The sequence below is a fragment of the Sphingobacterium spiritivorum ATCC 33861 genome (assembly GCF_000143765.1).
In the GTDB taxonomy this organism is placed as follows: Bacteria; Bacteroidota; Bacteroidia; order Sphingobacteriales; family Sphingobacteriaceae; genus Sphingobacterium; species Sphingobacterium spiritivorum.
Window position 1 is genome coordinate 1,365,857 of record NZ_GL379770.1, and the last position, 19,818, is coordinate 1,385,674.

A 19,818-nucleotide genomic window follows, 5' to 3' on the forward strand; every position below is an offset into this window, starting at 1 on the left:
GAAGATAATTTTTTTGACTAAAGAATAAATTATGAAAAATATAAAATCAGATTACAAAGTTTGCTGTTTGCTGTTGTTTGTTATCGTTGCCGCATTTTCATGTACTAAAAATTATGCGGATTATAATACGAATCCTGCTCTTGCTACACTTGAACAGCAAAATGCAGATAAATACATCAGTGGTAAAAATTTCCCTGCAATGATTAACGCTGTATTGCCTGCCGGCGATCCGCCAGGAGGTGGTGGTAATGAATATGCCAACAGTTATCAGGTCGCATTTAATCTGGCTGCAGATTGCTATTCTGGTTTTATGGCTCAGGCCGGGGACTGGAACGGAAATACCAATAATCTTACTTATGGATTTAATCTGGGATGGGTAAATGAACAGTTTGCGCTTACAGGTAAACTAATGGCTGGCTGGAAAAATATAAAAGATATCACCGATGCCTCGGGTGATTCCTTACAGTTTTCTGTTGCTCAGATTATTAAAGTTATTGGTATTATAAAGACTACAGATAGCTACGGTCCGATACCTTACAGTAGCATTCTTACCGAGAGTTCAGCTCCCGCGTATGATAGTCAGGAGAGTATTTATACTTCTGCTTTCCAGGATCTTGTTAAAGCAAGAAATATATTGTACAAGAATGGTGCTTCAGCAGGTAGTCCGCTAAGACCTTATGACTTGATATATGCCGGAGATTACCTGAAATGGGCTAAATTGGCTAATTCCTTATTATTACGTTATGCCATGCGGATTGTTTACGCAGACCCTGCGAAAGCCAAACAAATTGCTGAAGAAGCGGTAAGTAATCCGGCCGGATTGTTGACAAATCCAGCTGATAATGCCTTACAAAGTTTAAAACCTGGGAATGGTACGTTCAACTACTATAATCCGCTGGTCACTCTTGTCGGCTATCAGGAGGCACGGGCTAATGCCTCAATGCAATGCGTTTTGACCGGTTATAAAGATCCTCGTATTTCCGTATATTATAAATTATCCAATTTAGAAGGTCGCAAATCTGAGTACGTAGGTATACGTAGTGGTATCAATATCACAAGAGTACTCTATGAGCCTTTTTCATCCCTTAATATTACTACGACTACACCTATGCCCTGGATGCTGGCCTCGGAGATTTATTTTTTGCGTGCTGAAGGAGCCATTCGGGGATGGAGTATGGGGGGGACTGCAAAAGATCTTTATGAAATCGGTATAAGTACTTCTTTTTCAGAAAAAGGAGCAACCTTGCCTTCCGATTATCTTTCAGATGATGTATCTGTTCCCAAAAATTATATCGATTATGTCACGAGCAGTAATAATAGCAGCATGGACTATGCAACTTCACAAGCTACAACAACTGTAAATAAATGGACGATAAAATGGGATGATGCAGCAAACTTTGAAACAAAACTGCACCGTATTGTCATGCAAAAATGGATTGCACTTTATCTGAACGGACCGGAGGCCTGGGCAGAATACAGGAGAACAGGATATCCACGTTTACTGCCAATTTCTTTAAACAGAAGCGGAGGAGTTGTTTCCAGTACATTTCAGGTACGTCGTCTGCCTTATCCCGCAGCACAGTATAACAAAAATGCAGAACAAACCAGTAAGGCTATAACATTATTAGGAGGTCCTGATAATGGTGCTACACGATTGTGGTGGGATAAAAAGGCAAATATCCCAAAGCAATAAACAAGCAGTAAAACAAGATGGTTTAACAATCAAATATTAGATAATCATGTGTAAAATATATTATTATAGTTTTTTGTTTTTTGTAACTTTTTCGTTTTACAGCTGCAAAAAAAGTAATGTTGAAAACTCTGGGATTTTCATTACAGATCCGGAACGTAAAGGACTTGCAGAGCGAATGGTACCTGTAGATAATACAGGAGGTGCTTTAACACTCTCTGCCAGCTCGTCCCAACCGGTAAAATCTGATATAAATCTCGTATTTGAAACAGATAGTAATCAGATAACAGATTATAATCTCAGGAACGGGACGAAATATAAAGCGTTGCCAAAACGATTTTATTCTTTATCATCAGTATCTGATAATGATACTAATAATTCAACATCTGCTAATAGCACAATCAACACAGGTAGTAGTTTATCATCCTCTGTTAAGTTAAAGATATTACCATTTGATAATACACTTACGGAAGGCGACCAGTATATGATACCCGTGAAGATAGCATCTGCATCTGGTGAAATTCCTTTATTAGAATCCTCCAAAGTAGCTTATGTAATCATTGCCCGGGTATTTGTCAATCCGGCTTTACATTTTCCGGGTGGAACCTATGTGAATTTTAAAATCCATGATCCATTGGTGAAAATAAATACATGGACTGCGGAATTCAGGATCAAGATGCCCAAATTTGGGAATAATGCGGTAATGGGTGCATATCCTGATGAAATATTTGTACGCTTTGGAGATGTAATCTCAGACCCGAACCAGCTGCAAGTAAAATTTGCGGGTTTACAACCTTTTTCTAATACGCATTTTGCACCCAATACCTGGTATCATGTGGCTATTGTATTCGATGGAAATAAAAATCGCTTCACAATGTATGTCGATGGTATACAGGATTTTTCTATCCCTGTACCGGCAGGTACTACATTTTCTCTTAATACGATGTGGTTTGCCAGTAGCGGTAATGGGTTGTCTGCAACAGCGCAGGAAGTGCGCTTTTGGACAAAGGCTTTATCACAAACCGAGATACGCTCCGGAATGTGTTCAGTCAACCCTAAGTCCGAGGGTTTGTATGGATACTGGAAATTTAATGAAGGGAGTGGCAAAATTGCTGAAGATGCAACAGGAAAAGGACATACCGGAGGCCTTTCAACTAATAATAGTTGGGTAAGTGGTATCCGTTGTCCCGAATAAATAATGTGTAATAAAAATATGTTATCAATTATGAACAGGATTATTATAATTATCGCGGCGATTATATGTATAAGTATGGTCGCCTGCGAAAAACAAAATGAATATATAGCAAAGGAGGTTAAAACTGTTTTGCAGCGTTCAGATAAATACTATGCGAATCTGCGTGCATATAAAAAATCGGATCATGAGATTTATTTCGGATGGTTTGGCGGTACAGGTAGTCCGGGTACAGAGGGTATTGCAGGGCTCATGGATCAGATTCCGGATAGTGTTGATATTGTTGCCCTTTGGGGAGGTGTACCTCCTATTGGATCTCCAGCTTTTAAGTCGATGCAAAAAAACCGTGAATTAAAAGGAACCCGATTCGTAGTGACTATGTTTGGAAGCGGTGTGGAAGGATTAATGAAAAGAAATGATGCTGCTTTATTTGTCAAAGATGTGATGCTTGCGATCGATAATGTAGCAAAGGCTATCGCAGATACTGTTGATAAATACCAGATTGATGGTTTTGATCTCGACTATGAGCCGGGCTATGGCGACCGTAGCATTTTTGGGGATAGCGGAGGTGCATATGCAACTGATGATCCACATACGCAGCGCTTATTCAAGTCACTTTCAAAATATTTAGGACCTCAATCCGGGACAGGGAAATTACTGATTATAGACGGACAGTCTGATTTGGGCATCATTCCCTATATTGATTATTTTATGCAGCAATCATACGGATCGGCATCCGGATCGGTATTGCAACGAAGAATGCGGGATTTTGGTGGTCCCGAATTTCCTGCACATAAGTTTGTGCCTTGTGAAAATTTTGAAGATTTATGGAAAACAGGAGGTGTAAATTTTAATGATCCACAAAGAGGTATTATGCCTTCTATGCTGGGATTTGCCTATTGGCAACCATTGGAGGGACGAAAAGGTGGCGTTGGGAGTTATCATACAGAATATGAATATCCTAATAATCCCGACTACAAATATACACGTAGAGCCATTCAGATAATGAATCCGGCAGTCTATTAAACTAAAGAGATACGAATCATGAAAATAAATATTAATATACTGCTCTTTGCTTTGAGCTTTTCATGCACCATATTAATGACTGCATGTAAAAAAGAGCTAGATAATCCTTCTGAATTGTTCTTGTATGTTCCTTCCGGATCGTTGAGTTACAATAGTAGTACAGTAAGCTATGCAATTGCACGTGGTAAAATATTTGAAGGAACAGGAATAGCCTTTCCTGTTTTACTGACTAGGGCTTTTGGCCAGGATGTGCAGGTAACAGCGACAATTGACACTTCCCTTTTGGCGGAGTATGATCGTGTAAACAAGACCAAATCGCCCGTGATTCCCGCCGGAGCTTTTTTGCTTAAAAACAATGGTCAGATCCGTATACCGGCAGGACAGGAACGCTCTGCGGACTCTGTACAATTAAGTTTTGGAGAGGGGGCAGCAAATCTGGATTTTACTAAACAATATGTTGTGCCTGTACGTCTGATAAGTACAAATGCTAATGTACCACTCAGTACAAACCGGCAGGTTATGTATATGCGGATTACTTTCAGCCGGATTATGACACAGCTTAATGATTTGCCCGCCAACCGGTTGATACCTATTACCATTATCCGTACACCTAACGGAGATATTATCAATGGTAATTTGAATATATCTGCGGGAGTTAATACTGCTTTTTCACAAGATCTGTCTGTTGCATTACAAGCCAGACCAGATTTGCTTACGGGGTATAACCAGACTAATCAAACACAATATCTGGCTTTTCCTGCTAATTCTTTTACATTTAAGCCCGCAAGTGTTTCTATTAACAGTGCTAGTCTTAAGGCGACAACTCCAATAAGTTTGGTGTTGAACAATACCACTGCTTTTGAGCCGGGAAAGAGTTATTTGTTACCAGCCGGAATTGTGGATGAAGGACCTGTTCCACCTCATGACACGCAGGGACTAGCTTATTTTAAGGTGGATGTACAGATACAGAATATCAATCCCGATAATCCGACTCCATCAGGTACCAGGGGGGATCGGTCGGTGTGGACAGCAATTGCCAGTTCAACGGATGCTACCTTTACTACTGGCAATCCTGGGATGGTTTTTGATAATGATGCCGCCACCGGATGGCATTCTGAATTGACCTTTGGAACTCAACCTGCTGTACTCTTTACCATAGATATGCATAATCAGAAGAGCATCAGGGGATTTACATTTACACCGAGGTATTGGAATTATTTTGGTTCAGATTTTATTTCAGCCGTGACAGAGATGCAATTGGCGAGCAGCAATGATGGTATTAACTGGACTTCTCAGGGATCATACGCTGGTAGTATGCCTAAAGGTACGGCAACAAATCCGGAGCTAAGAAATGTTAGTTTTTATACACCTGTACAGGCACGCTACTTCCGTTTTACCATTACAGGGTATGGAGATTATGCAGCTGGATTTGGAGAATTAAATGCTTTTGAGTAATCGAATAAGTAGTTATAATTGTTCATTAGAGAGCGTCTGGTTTGCAATATTGCCGGCGCTCTCTTTTATGCTATTAGCTATAAGATAAAGTTAATTATTGTTTTCGGATGAATCCATATGCTCATTATTTACAGGATTATCACGCAAATCGTTTTGAACCGGCTACACATAAATCACGCCTATAGTGATTCCGACCATAGCTATACTTACCTGCTCATGGAGTAAAGATGCTGCAAGTGCCAATCCAAAAAATGGCTGTAATAATTGTAACTGACCTACTGCTGCGATCCCGCCCTGCACCAGTCCCTTGTACCAAAATATAAATCCAATAAACATACTGAACAGAGATACATAAGCAAGTCCAATCCATGCCGGAGTATGGATAGCACTCAGAGCAGAAGGGAAGAAGTACCACATCAAAGGAATCATGACAGGTAGAGACAATACCAGCGCCCAGGATATGACCTGCCAGCCGCCTAATGTTTTAGAAAGTTTAGCCCCTTCTGCATATCCGCATCCGCATAATATGATGGCTAGTATCATCAGCAGATCTCCCGTGAAGGAGGAGGTATGCTCCTGAACAACTGCAAAACCTACAACCAGCAGACTACCCATTACAGAAAAAATCCAGAATGCCGGACGTGGCCGTTCACCTCCCCGAAGTACCGCAAATAGTGCTGTTGAAAGGGGAAGCATGCCTACAAAGACAATGGAATAGGCTGAAGTCATATATTGCAGAGCCATGGCAGATAGTAATGGAAAACCAATAACTACTCCGATAGAAACTATAAATAAAGGGACTAGCTGATTCTTTTGTGGTCTTTTTTCTTTAAAGAATAATAACACACAGAGCGCAAGTATGCCGGCTGTTCCCGCACGGGTTACAGTAAGGAATATAGGGTCAAAATCCAGTACTGCAGCTTTAGTGGCCGGCATGGATCCGCTGAAGATCAGGACTCCGATAAATCCGTTGACCCATCCGTTATTGGTTTTGGATAATACATCTCCTGTTAAAGGTTGGCTGTTCATAACATTACTTTTTTGTAAAAATAGTTTAGCTCCGAATATTATAACAGTATCAGTTTTGAGTTTTTTAATGGACACAGTTATATTTGTATAATGGCTAAAGAATTTTTATATAACGAGATTGCCTCTGCACTGGCGCAGCAGATCAAAAACGGTGTTTTGAAATCCGGCGACCGCTTGCCTTCTGTGAGGAGACTGTGTGCAGAGCATGATATCAGTATGAATACCGCCAAAAGGGTATATCTGGAACTGGAAGGGCAGTCGCTTATAGATTCCAGACCGCAGTCAGGTTATTTTGTAAGTCATATTCCTTTTTTGAGACTTCCTATTCCGGAGGTAAGTCAGCCTTTAGCAATAGCCAACAGTAACGAACCGGATCAACTCATCAGCAAAGTTTACAGCAGTATGGGTAATGACGAGCTCACTTTACTTTCTATAGCTGTTCCTGACCGGGCATTACTCCCTTTGGCCAAACTCAAAAAAGAGATTATCCATGCTTCGCGTGAACTACAGGGCGGAGGGACAGAATATGAAGTGCTGCAGGGAAATATAAAACTCAGAAGGATGATTGCTGTACGCAGTCTGACATGGGGAGGAAACTTAAATGAAAACGACCTTATCACTACAAACGGAGGGATGAATTCGCTTTCTTTTTGTCTGATGGCGCTTGGAAAACCCGGCGATACGATAGCTATAGAAAGTCCCTGTTATCCCGGTATATTGCAACTGGCCGTAGAGCTGGGGTATAAGGTCTTAGAACTACCTACTCATCCGATTACAGGTATAGAAATAGAAGCATTGAAAGAGGCTATTCCTAAAATTGATATCTGCCTGCTGATCCCTAACTTCAATACACCTTTAGGCAGCTGTATGTCAGATGAAAATAAAAGAGAAGTTGTCAGACTGCTGGCTAAACATCAGATACCGCTTATTGAAGATGATGTATATGGTGATCTGTACTTCGGAGCTCAACGTCCGAAATGCTGCAAATCCTTTGATACGGAAGGTAATGTGTTGTGGTGCAGCTCTATATCCAAGACCCTGGCTCCCGGATACAGAGTGGGATGGATCGCTCCCGGTAAATACAAGGAAAAGTTGCTGAAGCTGAAACTTGTACATTCCATCTCGTCCACCTCTGTAGTACAGGAGGCTGTTGGTAATTTTCTCAAAACAGGCCGTTATGAAAATCACCTGCGCAATCTGCGCCGTACTTTGCAGGATAATTATCAGAAATATATTCAGGCTATAGCCGCTTATTTTCCGGAAGGAACAAAGACCAGCAGACCTCAGGGCGGATTGGCTCTATGGATTGAATTTCCGAAAGGCATCGATACAGCCCTGCTTTATGATCTGGCAATCAAACAACAGATCAGTATAGCGCCCGGAAGAATGTTTACATTGCAGGATCAGTTTGATAATTGCATGCGATTGTGTATCGGATTGCCCTGGTCAGAGGAGCTCAAATTTAAACTAAAGCAAGTCGGTAATCTGGCAAAGGTACTCCTGCAGGCTGCCAAATCCTGAATATAAGAGATTTGTATGAAGCTGTAATTAAAAAATCCATGATTGCCGGCCTTTTAAAAGGCTGGTCGATTATACAAAAACACCTCAATCTATTCGGTTGAGGTGTTTTTGCATATATTTTTAAATCATCCAACGTAACAAGCTGGCTCCCCAGGAGAATCCTGCACCAAATGCAGTGAGCATCACCAGGTCTCCTCTGTTGATCTGTTTGAGATTCTCCCAGATACACAGTGGTATAGTGGCAGCAATTGTGTTGCCCAGGTACTCGATATTGCTCAACGTCTTTCCTTCTGCAATATTAATAGAGCGACCTACGGCATCTATAATACGCTGATTAGCCTGATGAGGTACCAGCCATCTGACATCATCTATGGTGAGATTATTTTTTTGAAGCACATTGTTACAGGCGTCACTCATGGATTGTACGGCTTGCTTGAATACCGTCTTGCCGTCTTGTTTCAGATATTTACGTTCGCTTTCAGTAGGTTCGTTTTTATGAGGATAAAGAGAGCCTCCGGCCTCTATATTGAGAAACTCACGCCCTGTACCATTGCTTCTCAGATAAGCATCCATAATGCCGCCGACTGTAGAAGGTTCCAGCCAGACTACTCCGGCTCCGTCTCCAAACAGGATATTAGTAGATCGATCTTCTACATTTACAAAAGTGCTGATGTTGTCAGCGCCTATGACAAGAATATTTTTATACCGATTGGTTTCAATCAGTGATGCACCCATATCGAGTGCATAAAGAAAACCTGAACATGCCGCATTGATATCAAATGCCCAGATATTTGCCAAACCTAATTTCTCCGCAATGATATTTGCAGTAGCAGGCATAGGCATATCCGGAGTGGAAGTTGCTACCAGAATAGCATCTACATCGTAGATGTTTTTATTAAACTTTTCAACAAGATCGTGTATTGCACGGACAGCCATATCCGAGGTCGCCAGATTTTCTTCCAATATCCGACGCTCTTTGATTCCTGTGCGTTTTACAATCCATTCATCAGAAGTATTGCATACTTTCTCTAAGTCATAATTCGTTCTTCTATTTTGAGGTACATAGCCCCCGATAGCTGTTATTGAAGCAAATAGTCTTGTTGGTAAACTGTTATTCATATAATTGGATACTCTAATAAAATGCTGCTCCTCGTTGGTGAAGCAGTGGGCCACGAATAGAGAAGACGCAAATCAGAAGCCATAAAACCTTTTCCGAAAACTACAGTTTTTGCTGTAGTATCCGGAGTAGCAAGCGTTTGGAACGTATTGGTTTTTCTGGATAATGGGGGAATTACAAATCTCTCTCTCAACATTCTTTGTTTTAAATTGTAAAAATAGAATTATTAGTTGTGTTGGAACCTATAAAATAAATTATTTTGACAGAATAATTACCGATTTAAGATATTTTAACATATTAAGGCCTTTTTAACCTACCTGTGCCATTATTGAGCAGAATGGTATGTAACTTTTAAGGTTGTCGTAAGAAAGTAATCGAAGATTATAAAGTGAAAAAACAGATAAGAATGTAAGAATCCGTATAACTATCATTAAGACAAAATTTAATCAACGATTTTGGATAGAAAAAAGATATAAACAATCGTAAAGAGGTGAATGTTTTGATAAAAGAGCTGCCATCCCGAATGGATTTTTTTTGATCCTAAAAAAGTGAAATCAGAACTTCATAAGAAAGACAAATTTATAAAGCCTCATTAGAAACTGTAGGTTATAGATTTTTCATTAATGCTTTGAAAATTTAAAGAATCAAAGCATTAATGAAGGTCAATCAGTCATTTGGTATTGAGCGTAATATCCTCTATAACACTTTAATACGTAAATACTGAAATGAAGTATTCAGTTGACCATCTTCCATCCAGAAGGAATTGATGTGATTGGCTGTAAGATACAGATATCCGTCTGTACTCCAGAACATTTCTCCAGGATTTACAGCCGGCATCCAGTTTTTGAAACTTACACTCATGGTCCGTTTTATACGTTTGTCAGTAATCGTATAAAGTTCAAAATCACCTGTTGATTCATATGGATTAGCATATATGCATATAATATTTTTTTTATCCGGGGATAGGTACGGGAATTCTCCGAATACCTGTTTTTCTTCTCCTGATGTTTTATCAATCAGGCGGTAATCCATACTTTCATAATACGATCCGCTAATCAGATAGCTATTTAAGAATTCGATCTGACCCTCATATTTGAATATCTGCATATCTTCTTCTGCATCAGGTTTATCTGTGAACCGCACCGTCTTGCCTGGGGTTTTCAGTTCAATCACCCCGTTTTTCTTTTCGATTTTCGTAGTATCAGCCAGAAAGAAATCGACTGCAGATTGCTTTTTACTCTCAAAAAGAGATTTGTCAATCAATTCGATCTTAAGATATTCTTTTAATTGTTTGCCTTTCTCAAAATACTCCGCCTTTCCATTTTTCTCCAGTAATGAAATAATATCCAGATCTGCAGGCACCAATGTTATTTCTTTCATAGATCCGGTTTTGCTTTTCAGCACATATACCTTCTCCCATCTCGTCGTTTCAGTTTCCTGTCCGTTTTCAGTGTAATTTCTTGTAATTCTGTCCCGTATTCCATACCATTTATCTGTTTCTTCGATGACTTCAAGTCTTGTTCCGTAGGTATATCTACCCAGTTTTTTGGACTGTTCATCCGGCTGCTGTTTTAACTCGGCACCGTTTCTGTCAGTCACAGTAGTTGTTTTGAGAACTTTTGTTTTATCAAAATCAATAGGTATACCTTCTTCATTACTTTCCTGTATCAGGCTGTCTCTGACTGTTGTGTCCTGCAGGATCTTGTCATTTGTTTTGGGGCTATTGCCACAGCCTGAGGCAGATAGTAATAGTGCCGAAAATGTAATCTGTAATAGTGTCTTCATAAAAAGGGCAATCAAGCCAGAAAAAAGTTCAAATTATATCAATTTTGCTAACAAGTATCGTGCTAAACTAATTAAATTACATCATTAAACAGATGTTTTTTAATTTATAAAAGAATATTAACTTAGAAAACAGGTTACGTTATGCGCAAATAATTTCCTTTGCGGCGGATCTGTTTTTAATGGCTTCTTTATAGCCGGATTGCTTAGTAAAATCAAAATAAAGGAGTGATTCAATTACGGATTTAAGCTGTCGGACGACAGATTTAAATCCGCTCCTGGCGAATCTGAAAAGCGACAATGAAATATGCTTACGCACTAATAGATTTGTTTAAATTAAATATCAGCAGTATGTCAACACAAACAAATACAAGCTTAACTGTCATTGAAAAAATCAAAAGTATAGCTGTAGCGTTGGTCGGAACCGGAATGACAGTCAAAGGGTTTACCTACTTTACGCCGCAGCTTAGCTATGATATCCCACGTATATTAATACCCGTATATAAGTTACTGGGTCCTGTTGGACTAGCCGTCAGTATGACAATACTGGGATTGATACTGCTGTTGTGGAGCTACTCTCTGTGGAAGAAAAACTTAGGCAAAACGATATCCTGGATCTTTATTATATCCATATTAATCTTATCAATCGTAACACTGATTATAACTGTCGGAAATAAGCATGAAGCTGTTTCTGCAATAAATGCACCTGTATCACCACAATCTGTTGATAATTCTGTAGTAGCCTCCGGAGATGTACCTGTCGTTTTTCCTGCTGTATTTGGAGCCGAAGCAAAGCAAGAATATGAACAACTTATTAAAGAACTGGAGCAAGCTATTGCAGCAAAAGATGTCGGCAAGAGCTGGAGTGCTTACAACAGCCTGAATGTATTTGTTGCTAAACTAAAGACCGACCAAACGGATAGGGAGCCGTTGAATTTTATTGTAGCACAAACCAAAAAGATGGATGCGTACAATCTGCAGATTAAAGGATTATAGGAAACCGGCAAAAGGATTAATCTTCTATTGCTTCGATGCCCTGATCTTTGAGCTTGGCCAAATGATCCCTCATTGCCTGAAGTTGTTCAGGAGCATGTCCCGTCCAGTTTTCTATTTCACCGGTTATGCGCAGCGGACTTTTTGTACGATATGATTTTGTGGGGTTTCCGGGGAACTTTTTGTCTGTTAAGTTAGGGTCATCTTCAATCGGACCGGTTGGTTCTACGGTATAGATTCTTCCTTTAAGTTCTCCTGCTGCCAACTCAGCACCCCAGATCGCAGCATCTAAAGTCTCCGTCAAATAGACATAACGGGCCTGTTTTCCGGTTCCGTAATTAGAATGAAAACCGACTTCAATAAGATCTCCTTTTTTAAGATCAGCTTTTGTGCCGTGGTAAAATTCTTGTCTGTCAGATCCACTTGTTGTTTGATTATCTGTTTTCATAAGATTATTAAATAGCAAGGTAAATTACAGATAAATGTAATAGTTATGACTGAGATCTGGAACTTATGTGATCGTTTTTCTCTCCTTTTCGAGGAGAGATCCCGTTTACCGGGAGAGAGATTAAGAAACATATATAACACGCTGCTGTGTTCTACAGTTGGCAGGGACGCCAACTAACGCACACCATGCGTTTGCAGGTGTTCCCACCTGCAGCATGACAGAAACACAAGCACCGCTACGCTCATGCTTGCGCCAGGTCTATACCATATTAAGTTTACAACCCACCTAAGGTTTTTGTTTCCAGATTTTATCTGAGGCAGGCAGATATTCGGGTAAGGCCGCTGATCCGTACCAGTTGAATAGTTCAATATCCAACAGACCGGCTTTTACAGCAGGATCTGTTTGCAGGATTTCTTTTGCTTCTTCCAGGGTATTGATATTGTTTAAGATAAAAATACCTCTGTAGTTGTTCTGGTTTTTGCCTAAGGGGCCAGCTACAATCAGTTTACCCTGTTCGACCAGCCGATTGATGTTTTGGAGATGTCCGCTAAAGCTTTCATTGATAAAAGTCTTGTCAGTTGTGTTGTTGGTACCTGTTTTCAATATAACAAGTATATACTTCTTCATTCCGTACGCATCTCCGCCCAGTTTTTCTGCCAGTAGAGCATCATAGTTGCTATTGGATGTAGCTGTGTCTTGTTGAGTATTGGAGGACAGTTTACGCATATTAAATCTGTGCTCTTTCTGTTTCAGGTCTGAGATTTGGACTTCAATTTCCATATCAGATATTTTCTTGTAGATAATCTGTTTCGGAAAATCGTGTTTGAGATTTTCAAAGATGAATGCTCCTTCCTTTTCTTTCATCGTAAAGGGAACAGGTTTCCCCAGATTCTGATTGACCACGGTAGCAGTGTAGACGATGCGATCTTTTGACTGTGTCAGATTCAGGTATTCTGTTACGTTTATTTGACCGTTTTTGATCCGATAAGAAAATCCTTTCAGCGTTTTATCATTCAACTGATCCCAGTGTTCATAGATTTCCGCATTATTTACTTTCCACGTACCTTTTAAAAAAACAGGCAGGAGGGACTGACCAAAGGCGGGTACAAGGACAGACCACAATATAAGGGCTAAAATTGCTTTCATAACATAGGATTATGGTATGCAATTTATAAATATTTTATGGTTTATCCGCGCAGTCTTTCAAGACTAAGCATCTTCATAAAGTAGTTTGCTAAAGATCTTACAGAGCAGATATTAGAAAGTGTGCAATCCTTTAATTATATTAGTGTTATTGCTAAATGATATGTTCAGAATTGATAAACAGACACTTTCGGATTTAAATGCTCTGGATTGGAATTCACGGAGTCTTTTAAGATTTTTCAATCATACCCTTACTGTAGGCGGGAGTGATATGTTGTACAGTTACTTTCTCCATCCGCTTGATAATGTTGAGGAGATCAGACAAAGACAGGAGGCAATAACTCAATTGGCAGACTGGGATATAGATTCTTTATTTGATAAATACATGATGATTGATCTGGAACGATACCTCGGTCTTCCTAATGAATTACATTCAGACAATCCGTTTCTGTTTTATCTGGAGAAATTTTCTTCCAATTTCATGTCGAAATCTTCTAAAAAAGAACGGATTCTGATCAAACAATCGGTAGCAGAGATTGCAATGATTATCCTAAATGTGGGAGCATGGCTGGAAAAAGCGGTGACCTCCGCAAATCCTGCCGGGGTATTAAAGACTTATAGCGATAATTTTAAGAATTTATCTGCTGATCTGGACATGGAAGAATTAAAGGTCCTTTCGAAAGGGAAGAATCCTATTCTCCTTCTTATTAAATATGATTATTTATTCCGGAATCTGAAGAGACTTGAAGTAAAGGAAATATTCACTATATATTATAATATTGATGCCTTGAGAAGTGTGGCCAAATCTTTTGACAAGACAAATATGTCTTTTCCTGATTTTTCAACCGATCAGTCACAAAACATACTTCTCCAAATAAAAGACCTGTATAATCTGGCGCTTGAAAATCCTGTAAAAAATAATATTACTGTAGAAAACTGTAGAAATATCTGGTTTTTGACAGGTGCAAATATGACAGGAAAATCAACATTATTAAAGAGCATGGGCGCTTCCATCTATCTGGCTCATATGGGATTTCCGGTTCCGGCAAAAAGCATGCAGATTCAACTGTTCAGGGGATTAATGACTACGATTAATTTAGGGGATAATCTGGCTTCCGGATACAGTCATTTTTTTAATGAGGTCTATCGTGTGAAACGTATAGCAGAATCTATCAGAGACGAAGGGAAAATGATCGTTATGTTTGATGAATTGTTTAAGGGAACCAATTATGAAGATTCTTATGAAGCAACCAGAAAACTGATTGAAAGCATCAGTAAACTGGAAGATAGTATTTTCATAATTTCGAGTCATATTACAGAACTGGAACAGGAATTAAAGAATAATGACCGTGTAACTTTCAAATATTTAAAAACAACGATGCAGAATGGTACAAATATCTCCTTTACGTATCAACTGACAGAAGGCGTCGACAAAACAAAACTGGGTATGTGGTTTCTGGAAAAAGAAGATGTATTTAACACATTTAAGGAAATTAAGTCCCGGATATTTTAGTCTGATTTAATTCTTATTCTGTTTTATCCTTCTAATTTTGAATATATCCCTTACTGAGAATTTCCGTTAATTCTTTTCGTGCATTCACATTTGGCAGATCTTTTATGATTTGTAACAATATAGGAGCAGCTTCTCTTTGTTCTTCTTTTGTTTTGAACGAGTTTTGAAAGCAGGTGAATGTTTCCTGCATATACCCGAATTCTGTTGTACCCTGTTGAAATTCCTCATCACTATACATTTTTCCCTTTTCAAAAAGATCATTAAATCCGACAGCCAATGCGCGGAGCTGTTCCTGATCCACTTGTTTACCCTTACGGAGATAATCCGCTATAAAAAGCCGGAGAGAAGCAAAATACCGGATTGCTTTAACCTTCTGAAGTTCCTCCCCACTAAGATGAGCTGTATTGTTCATAAGACCCCGTGCTATCTCCAACGCATCGGAGTAATTTTTTTGGGTATAATACGCAAACTGCATTTTTTCTACAGGGCTTGCATCTGTTACCAATGCGTTGAACAATTTGTGACATATTATGGCAGAATAGCTATAGATACTGCAGATATTTTCATCCTTAAAAAAAGAATTCAGCATATTAGTCCTTGCCATTTCATCAGCTGACTGACTAATCCACAATTCTTTTAATCTGGCAATACATGCATCAATTTCTTGCTCACTTAAATCCGGAGAAGTAAGTCTGAATGCATAAGCAATTACAAGTCGTCCCTTTTCATCTTCGGCATCTAATGTGACGAAATCATCATTAGCATCATAATTAGCCAAAAACTGTTCGTAGCTTTCTATACATTGCTGATATAGCTTTTTGGCCATATAGCATCTTCCGTACAGGGTTAGAAAAGCATTGTTTTTTTCGACCTTTGCGTTATCCATTATTTTCAGACATTCATCATATTTTCCCAGATTCTGAGCCATAGATGCAGCATTCCATAGTTGGATGCCGGAATCTTCCATTATGGAATATGCTTTTATCGCATATTCGTATGCTTTTTCATTATCCTGAAGATTAGAGAAGCAGGCAGATAGATTGGTGTAATATAAAGCTATATTTTCTTTGTCTTCAGGAGCACAGTACAAGGCCGCCAGGCGGAATTTTTCTTTAGCTTTCTGAAAGTCCTTTAGTTCATACTGGCATAAACCTGCTTTGCATAATATATAGCTGTTGTTTTCATCCTGCAGCAAAAGCTTTTCATAAGCCTGCAGCGCTTTTGTGAATTCCTTTTCTTCATAGAGACTGTCTGCAACAGATAGGGGCAGAGTAGTTTGGGCAGTCAGGGAAAGACTGGTACACACAAAAAAGAAAAGCAGGAGCTGTTTCATCATGATCAATACATTTACTTGCGTAGAATTTTTTCCATCGCTTTACCCTTTGCCAGTTCATCTATGAGTTTATCCAGATAACGGACCTGCTGCATAAGCTTGTCTTCTATCTCTTCGACCCGATATCCACATATTACTCCTGATATTTTCGAAACATTAGGATTGATCTGCGGTGCTTCAGCAAAGAAAATTTCAAAATTGGTTTTATTATCGATCTGCTTTTGCAGGCTTTCAGCAGTATATCCTGTAAGCCAGCAAATGATTTCATCCACTTCAGCTTTGGTACGGCCTTTTTTTTCTGCTTTCTGAATATAGTGCGGATATACACCTGCAAATGACATTTTATATACTCTTGAATTATCCATGTTGAATAGTATTGTTGATCCTGTTTTGATTTTTGTTCCATTCTCCCGTATAACGGAGAGAACACCATAATCAGTTTTTGTTTGCAGAGCTGTTTAGTTCTTCCAGTGAATTGTCTAACCAACGCTCATACCAGTCCAGAAACCGGATCCGTTCTGTATTGCCCAATTCTACAGAAGGGTAGAGGCCTGCATCATTAGTCCGGTCATCCGTCCAGATATTGCCTTTTTCATCTCCGTTTACAATAAGGCTGATATAGACTCCGCAGCCATAGTCCGCAATATATAATCGTCCGTAATCGTGTTCTTCAGCACCGATAAGATCCCACTTTTCATCAAACAGTTTTTCTTCCAGTTCTTCATCTCCGGCCTCATATGCCTCTTCTATGCGGTCGTACAGCTCCGCTAATTCTTCTTCCACATTCCAGGCTTCTGTATGTGGGAAGGGCTTTGAGAGATTAAAATAAGTAACATTACCGGCATTATCCGAAAGATTTATAAGACTTTCCGACAAAGGGAATATACCGTAGAACGGACCTGCTCCGCCATTGCCCATCTGTGTCAGAAACAACACATAATCCTCAGGTAACTTTACCTCATTTTCTGACTCAAACACTCTGATCTCCTCTATAGAGAGGGGAGCATGCAAAGTATACATGTGACTTTCCGCTCCGAAAAGTTCCAGGTCAGTATCTGATTCCTTTAATTGCTGAAGTTTAGTCTTTATTCTTTCTATTTGCATACTATGTGCATTTGGAAACCTAAATATAATGAAATTACGGATTTATGAAAGGAGAGGCTGTATCGGAAATACTAGTGCTTTAAAGTGTCCTGATTTATCCTGAATCGTTCATTTCGGATTATGTAATACAACAGTCCACAATCTTTCGACTGTGAACAATTGCGACACATAATTTCAGAAAATCATTTTTCTAAAATAAACTTCACACCAACAATTAGCATTATAATAACAGCTATAATATACTTTATCTTAATCGGATAATTCTTTCTGTAACTTATGTAAATACCTCCGGCCATAATCACCGCTATAGCAATGATAACCCATCCAAAATTAAATCCGCTTCCAAGTTCTATATGCATGATATACAATTTAAGGTTAGCTCTTTTAGTCTTTCTCTATCGTGACATCTGTCAGTTTATAAGCAAAGTTGTCTGTACGGCGTTCGCTTTCTTCTTTTTCAAGCTCATTATACGATACCGTACCGCTGATCTTAAACTGTGTATGCTCATCCAGATTATACTTATTACCGTCCTTGTCGTATATATAGAAATCTTTGAGTGTATAGTTTTTCTGATCATCAGCAATATCCATCACAACAGTATTTTTGTCTGTACCGATAGGTAAAACAACATCTGTCACAATAAATTTTTCAGAGCTTATAGCGTGTGGTTTCACGACAAAGTGCATTCCTAATGTCTTGGATCTGCTGGAAGCAAAAGTGAATGAAGGTGCATCAAATTCACCTGTCAGTTCTATTTTCTTATTTTGATTTTCGTAATTAGACTCCAGTGATTTTACGGTGTCTACTGAAGAACCATTGCAGGAAGATAACCATACAGCGCCTACAGCGGTAATAAATAAAGCCGGAAAAATAGATTTTGTTTTCATAGTGTATTAGCTTTCAGTTGTTTATAATGTCAAATATAGTGAACAAATAATCAGGAAATATAGCGGATTAAAATTTGCAGCAATTGGACGTATATTCGTATGAAAAATGAATATTTCTGTGAGAGGCTACCATAGGCCTGTAGAAATATTATGGGTAAGGACATAAGTAAGATAGATACCGGCGGATAGGGCAGGTGCAATTTACGACCATAATAACACAAAACGTCTGCGGAAGTCCGCATCAGCAATTCAGCATCTGCAAAATCTGGTATCCGGCTATTGAAAACAGCTGGCGTGGCGCCAACTTACGCAACATTTTTTGATACTTATAAAATGTTGGAGTTCAATGATAACTGCGTACTGTTATTTTTTTCTACAGATTCTATTGATGTCATATCGAATAGACATTTAAAAAAAAGTTGTAGGGACTACTCAAATTATTTACAAATCATCATCATAGCCTATTGTTGAAGCATAAAAATCAACATACTTCTTATTGTTTCCGAAGTAGGCATTAATATAGATCATGAAAGTTTTCTCCAGAGATCTTTTTTGTTGATTATCTAAAGCATGAATTCTATTATTTTGGAATTTATGTACTTCAAAAAGAAGATCCAAAAATATTTTATCATTAGGAGCGCAATAAAATGTAATCGAATCTCCATATACATAATAAGTAAATACCTCTTTGGTATCCATATCAAAACCTAAACGATCTCCAACTCCATCCCAACCAAAAAATATTGAATTATCATCTTCAAAAAGATCCTTATCAAAATGAATTTCTACTACACGAAATAATTCCAGATCATAGTTTAGAACTAAGTTTAAGATTTCATTACCATGCTCCACATATTCCTTGGAAAGTTCGGGTATAATAGTCTCTTTCAACATATCTTTTACATACCCCTCACTGTAATTTTCTCTAAGATAATCAATCGAAATTTGGGTTTCGTTGATATTTTTTACAAATTCCTTTGCTGTCATATCGAATAGACATTTAAAAAAGTTATGAGAACTACTCAAATTATTTATAATTCATCTTCTTCTTCGTATCCAATGACTGAAGCATAAAAATCAACATACTTCTTGTTGTTTCCGAAGTAGGCATTAATATAGATCATAAAAGTTTTTTTTAAAGATTCTGCCTGTTGGTTATCTATATCATAAATCCTATTATTATGAAATTTATGCAACTCAAAAAGAAGGTCTAAAAATATACTATCATTAGGAGCGCAATAATGAGTAATAGAGTCTCCATAAATATAATAAGTAAATACTTCACCATTATCTGTATAAAATCCTAAGCGATCGTTAACTACATTCCAACCAAAAAATATTGAATTATTATCTTTAAAAAGATCCTTATCAAAATTCAAATTAACGACCCTAAACTTACTTAGATCATAATTAAGAACTAAATTTAAGATTTCGTTTCCATGTTCTACAAATGGTTTAGAGAGTGTCGGTATATTACTCTCAATGATTACATCTCTTACAAAACCTTCACTATAATTCTTTTTTAGATAGTCTTGTGAAATTTGGGTTTCGTTAATATTTTTTACAAATTCCTTTGCTGTCATA

Annotated in this window: 19 protein-coding genes; 7 read left to right on the forward strand and 12 right to left on the reverse strand. The window is 38.4% G+C overall.

Annotated features, from left to right (window positions below; genetic code table 11):
• Nucleotides 1-31 precede the first annotated feature (31 nt).
• The 4 genes from HMPREF0766_RS05950 (at nt 32) to HMPREF0766_RS05965 (ending at nt 5,363) form a co-directional block, all read left to right on the forward strand.
• Complete coding sequence (locus HMPREF0766_RS05950; RefSeq protein ID WP_002994605.1) at nt 32-1,693, forward strand: SusD/RagB family nutrient-binding outer membrane lipoprotein; 1,662 nt, start codon at nt 32-34, stop codon at nt 1,691-1,693.
• Nucleotides 1,694-1,868: 175 nt separating this feature from the next.
• The gene (locus HMPREF0766_RS05955; RefSeq protein WP_169311201.1) at nt 1,869-2,885 is read left to right on the forward strand and encodes a DUF1735 and LamG domain-containing protein; all 1,017 of its coding nucleotides are present in this window, start codon (nt 1,869-1,871) and stop codon (nt 2,883-2,885) included.
• A 30-nt stretch (nt 2,886-2,915) separates the two neighbouring features.
• Nucleotides 2,916-3,908 carry a glycoside hydrolase family 18 gene (locus HMPREF0766_RS05960; protein ID WP_169311202.1) on the forward strand — a complete coding sequence of 331 codons (993 nt, stop codon included), beginning with the start codon at nt 2,916-2,918 and terminating at the stop codon, nt 3,906-3,908.
• Nucleotides 3,909-3,926: 18 nt separating this feature from the next.
• Nucleotides 3,927-5,363 carry a BT_3987 domain-containing protein gene (locus tag HMPREF0766_RS05965; RefSeq protein ID WP_081454829.1) on the forward strand — a complete coding sequence of 479 codons (1,437 nt, stop codon included), beginning with the start codon at nt 3,927-3,929 and terminating at the stop codon, nt 5,361-5,363.
• Between the two features lie 162 nt (nt 5,364-5,525).
• Here HMPREF0766_RS05965 and HMPREF0766_RS05970 read toward each other — a convergent pair whose 3' ends face one another.
• Nucleotides 5,526-6,392, reverse strand: a complete 867-nt coding sequence (locus HMPREF0766_RS05970) for a DMT family transporter (protein WP_236590526.1) — start codon at nt 6,390-6,392, stop codon at nt 5,526-5,528.
• A gap of 90 nt (nt 6,393-6,482) precedes the next feature.
• Between HMPREF0766_RS05970 and HMPREF0766_RS05975 the strand changes: the two genes are divergently transcribed.
• Nucleotides 6,483-7,913, forward strand: coding sequence for an aminotransferase-like domain-containing protein (locus HMPREF0766_RS05975; RefSeq protein ID WP_002994610.1), 1,431 nt, complete (start codon nt 6,483-6,485; stop codon nt 7,911-7,913).
• Between the two features lie 120 nt (nt 7,914-8,033).
• On the opposite strand, the gene HMPREF0766_RS05980 is transcribed toward HMPREF0766_RS05975, so the two are convergent.
• Nucleotides 8,034-9,032: a beta-ketoacyl-ACP synthase III gene (locus tag HMPREF0766_RS05980; protein ID WP_002994611.1), complete on the reverse strand. Its 999-nt coding sequence runs from the start codon at nt 9,030-9,032 to the stop codon at nt 8,034-8,036.
• Nucleotides 9,033-9,726: 694 nt separating this feature from the next.
• The gene (locus HMPREF0766_RS05985) at nt 9,727-10,815 is read right to left on the reverse strand and encodes an SH3 domain-containing protein (protein WP_002994613.1); all 1,089 of its coding nucleotides are present in this window, start codon (nt 10,813-10,815) and stop codon (nt 9,727-9,729) included.
• Between the two features lie 348 nt (nt 10,816-11,163).
• On the opposite strand from HMPREF0766_RS05985, the gene HMPREF0766_RS05990 reads away from it, so the two are divergent.
• Nucleotides 11,164-11,808, forward strand: coding sequence for a hypothetical protein (locus HMPREF0766_RS05990; RefSeq protein WP_138944199.1), 645 nt, complete (start codon nt 11,164-11,166; stop codon nt 11,806-11,808).
• A 16-nt stretch (nt 11,809-11,824) separates the two neighbouring features.
• On the opposite strand, the gene arr is transcribed toward HMPREF0766_RS05990, so the two are convergent.
• Both arr and HMPREF0766_RS06000 read right to left on the reverse strand, forming a co-directional pair.
• The gene (arr, locus tag HMPREF0766_RS05995; protein WP_002994616.1) at nt 11,825-12,253 is read right to left on the reverse strand and encodes an NAD(+)--rifampin ADP-ribosyltransferase; all 429 of its coding nucleotides are present in this window, start codon (nt 12,251-12,253) and stop codon (nt 11,825-11,827) included.
• 285 nt (nt 12,254-12,538) lie between these two features.
• Nucleotides 12,539-13,399 (reverse strand): DUF6265 family protein, encoded by an 861-nt coding sequence (locus HMPREF0766_RS06000; RefSeq protein ID WP_002994617.1) that lies wholly within the window; start codon nt 13,397-13,399, stop codon nt 12,539-12,541.
• 160 nt (nt 13,400-13,559) lie between these two features.
• On the opposite strand from HMPREF0766_RS06000, the gene HMPREF0766_RS06005 reads away from it, so the two are divergent.
• Nucleotides 13,560-14,909 (forward strand): MutS-related protein, encoded by a 1,350-nt coding sequence (locus tag HMPREF0766_RS06005; RefSeq protein ID WP_002994618.1) that lies wholly within the window; start codon nt 13,560-13,562, stop codon nt 14,907-14,909.
• 31 nt (nt 14,910-14,940) lie between these two features.
• On the opposite strand, the gene HMPREF0766_RS06010 is transcribed toward HMPREF0766_RS06005, so the two are convergent.
• The 7 genes from HMPREF0766_RS06010 to HMPREF0766_RS06035 all read right to left on the reverse strand — a co-directional run bounded on the left by HMPREF0766_RS06010 (nt 14,941) and on the right by HMPREF0766_RS06035 (nt 19,817).
• Nucleotides 14,941-16,245 carry a tetratricopeptide repeat protein gene (locus tag HMPREF0766_RS06010; RefSeq protein ID WP_002994619.1) on the reverse strand — a complete coding sequence of 435 codons (1,305 nt, stop codon included), beginning with the start codon at nt 16,243-16,245 and terminating at the stop codon, nt 14,941-14,943.
• 11 nt (nt 16,246-16,256) lie between these two features.
• A complete protein-coding gene (locus tag HMPREF0766_RS06015; RefSeq protein WP_002994620.1) occupies nt 16,257-16,607 on the reverse strand; it encodes a DUF2200 domain-containing protein in 351 nt (116 codons plus the stop codon).
• A gap of 70 nt (nt 16,608-16,677) precedes the next feature.
• Nucleotides 16,678-17,346 carry an SMI1/KNR4 family protein gene (locus tag HMPREF0766_RS06020; protein WP_002994621.1) on the reverse strand — a complete coding sequence of 223 codons (669 nt, stop codon included), beginning with the start codon at nt 17,344-17,346 and terminating at the stop codon, nt 16,678-16,680.
• 182 nt (nt 17,347-17,528) lie between these two features.
• Nucleotides 17,529-17,705, reverse strand: coding sequence for a hypothetical protein (locus HMPREF0766_RS22355; protein ID WP_002994622.1), 177 nt, complete (start codon nt 17,703-17,705; stop codon nt 17,529-17,531).
• 25 nt (nt 17,706-17,730) lie between these two features.
• A complete protein-coding gene (locus HMPREF0766_RS06025; protein WP_002994623.1) occupies nt 17,731-18,234 on the reverse strand; it encodes a hypothetical protein in 504 nt (167 codons plus the stop codon).
• 441 nt (nt 18,235-18,675) lie between these two features.
• Nucleotides 18,676-19,221 carry a hypothetical protein gene (locus tag HMPREF0766_RS06030; protein ID WP_002994625.1) on the reverse strand — a complete coding sequence of 182 codons (546 nt, stop codon included), beginning with the start codon at nt 19,219-19,221 and terminating at the stop codon, nt 18,676-18,678.
• 44 nt (nt 19,222-19,265) lie between these two features.
• Nucleotides 19,266-19,817: a hypothetical protein gene (locus HMPREF0766_RS06035; protein WP_002994627.1), complete on the reverse strand. Its 552-nt coding sequence runs from the start codon at nt 19,815-19,817 to the stop codon at nt 19,266-19,268.
• Between the last annotated feature and the right edge of the window lies 1 nt (nt 19,818).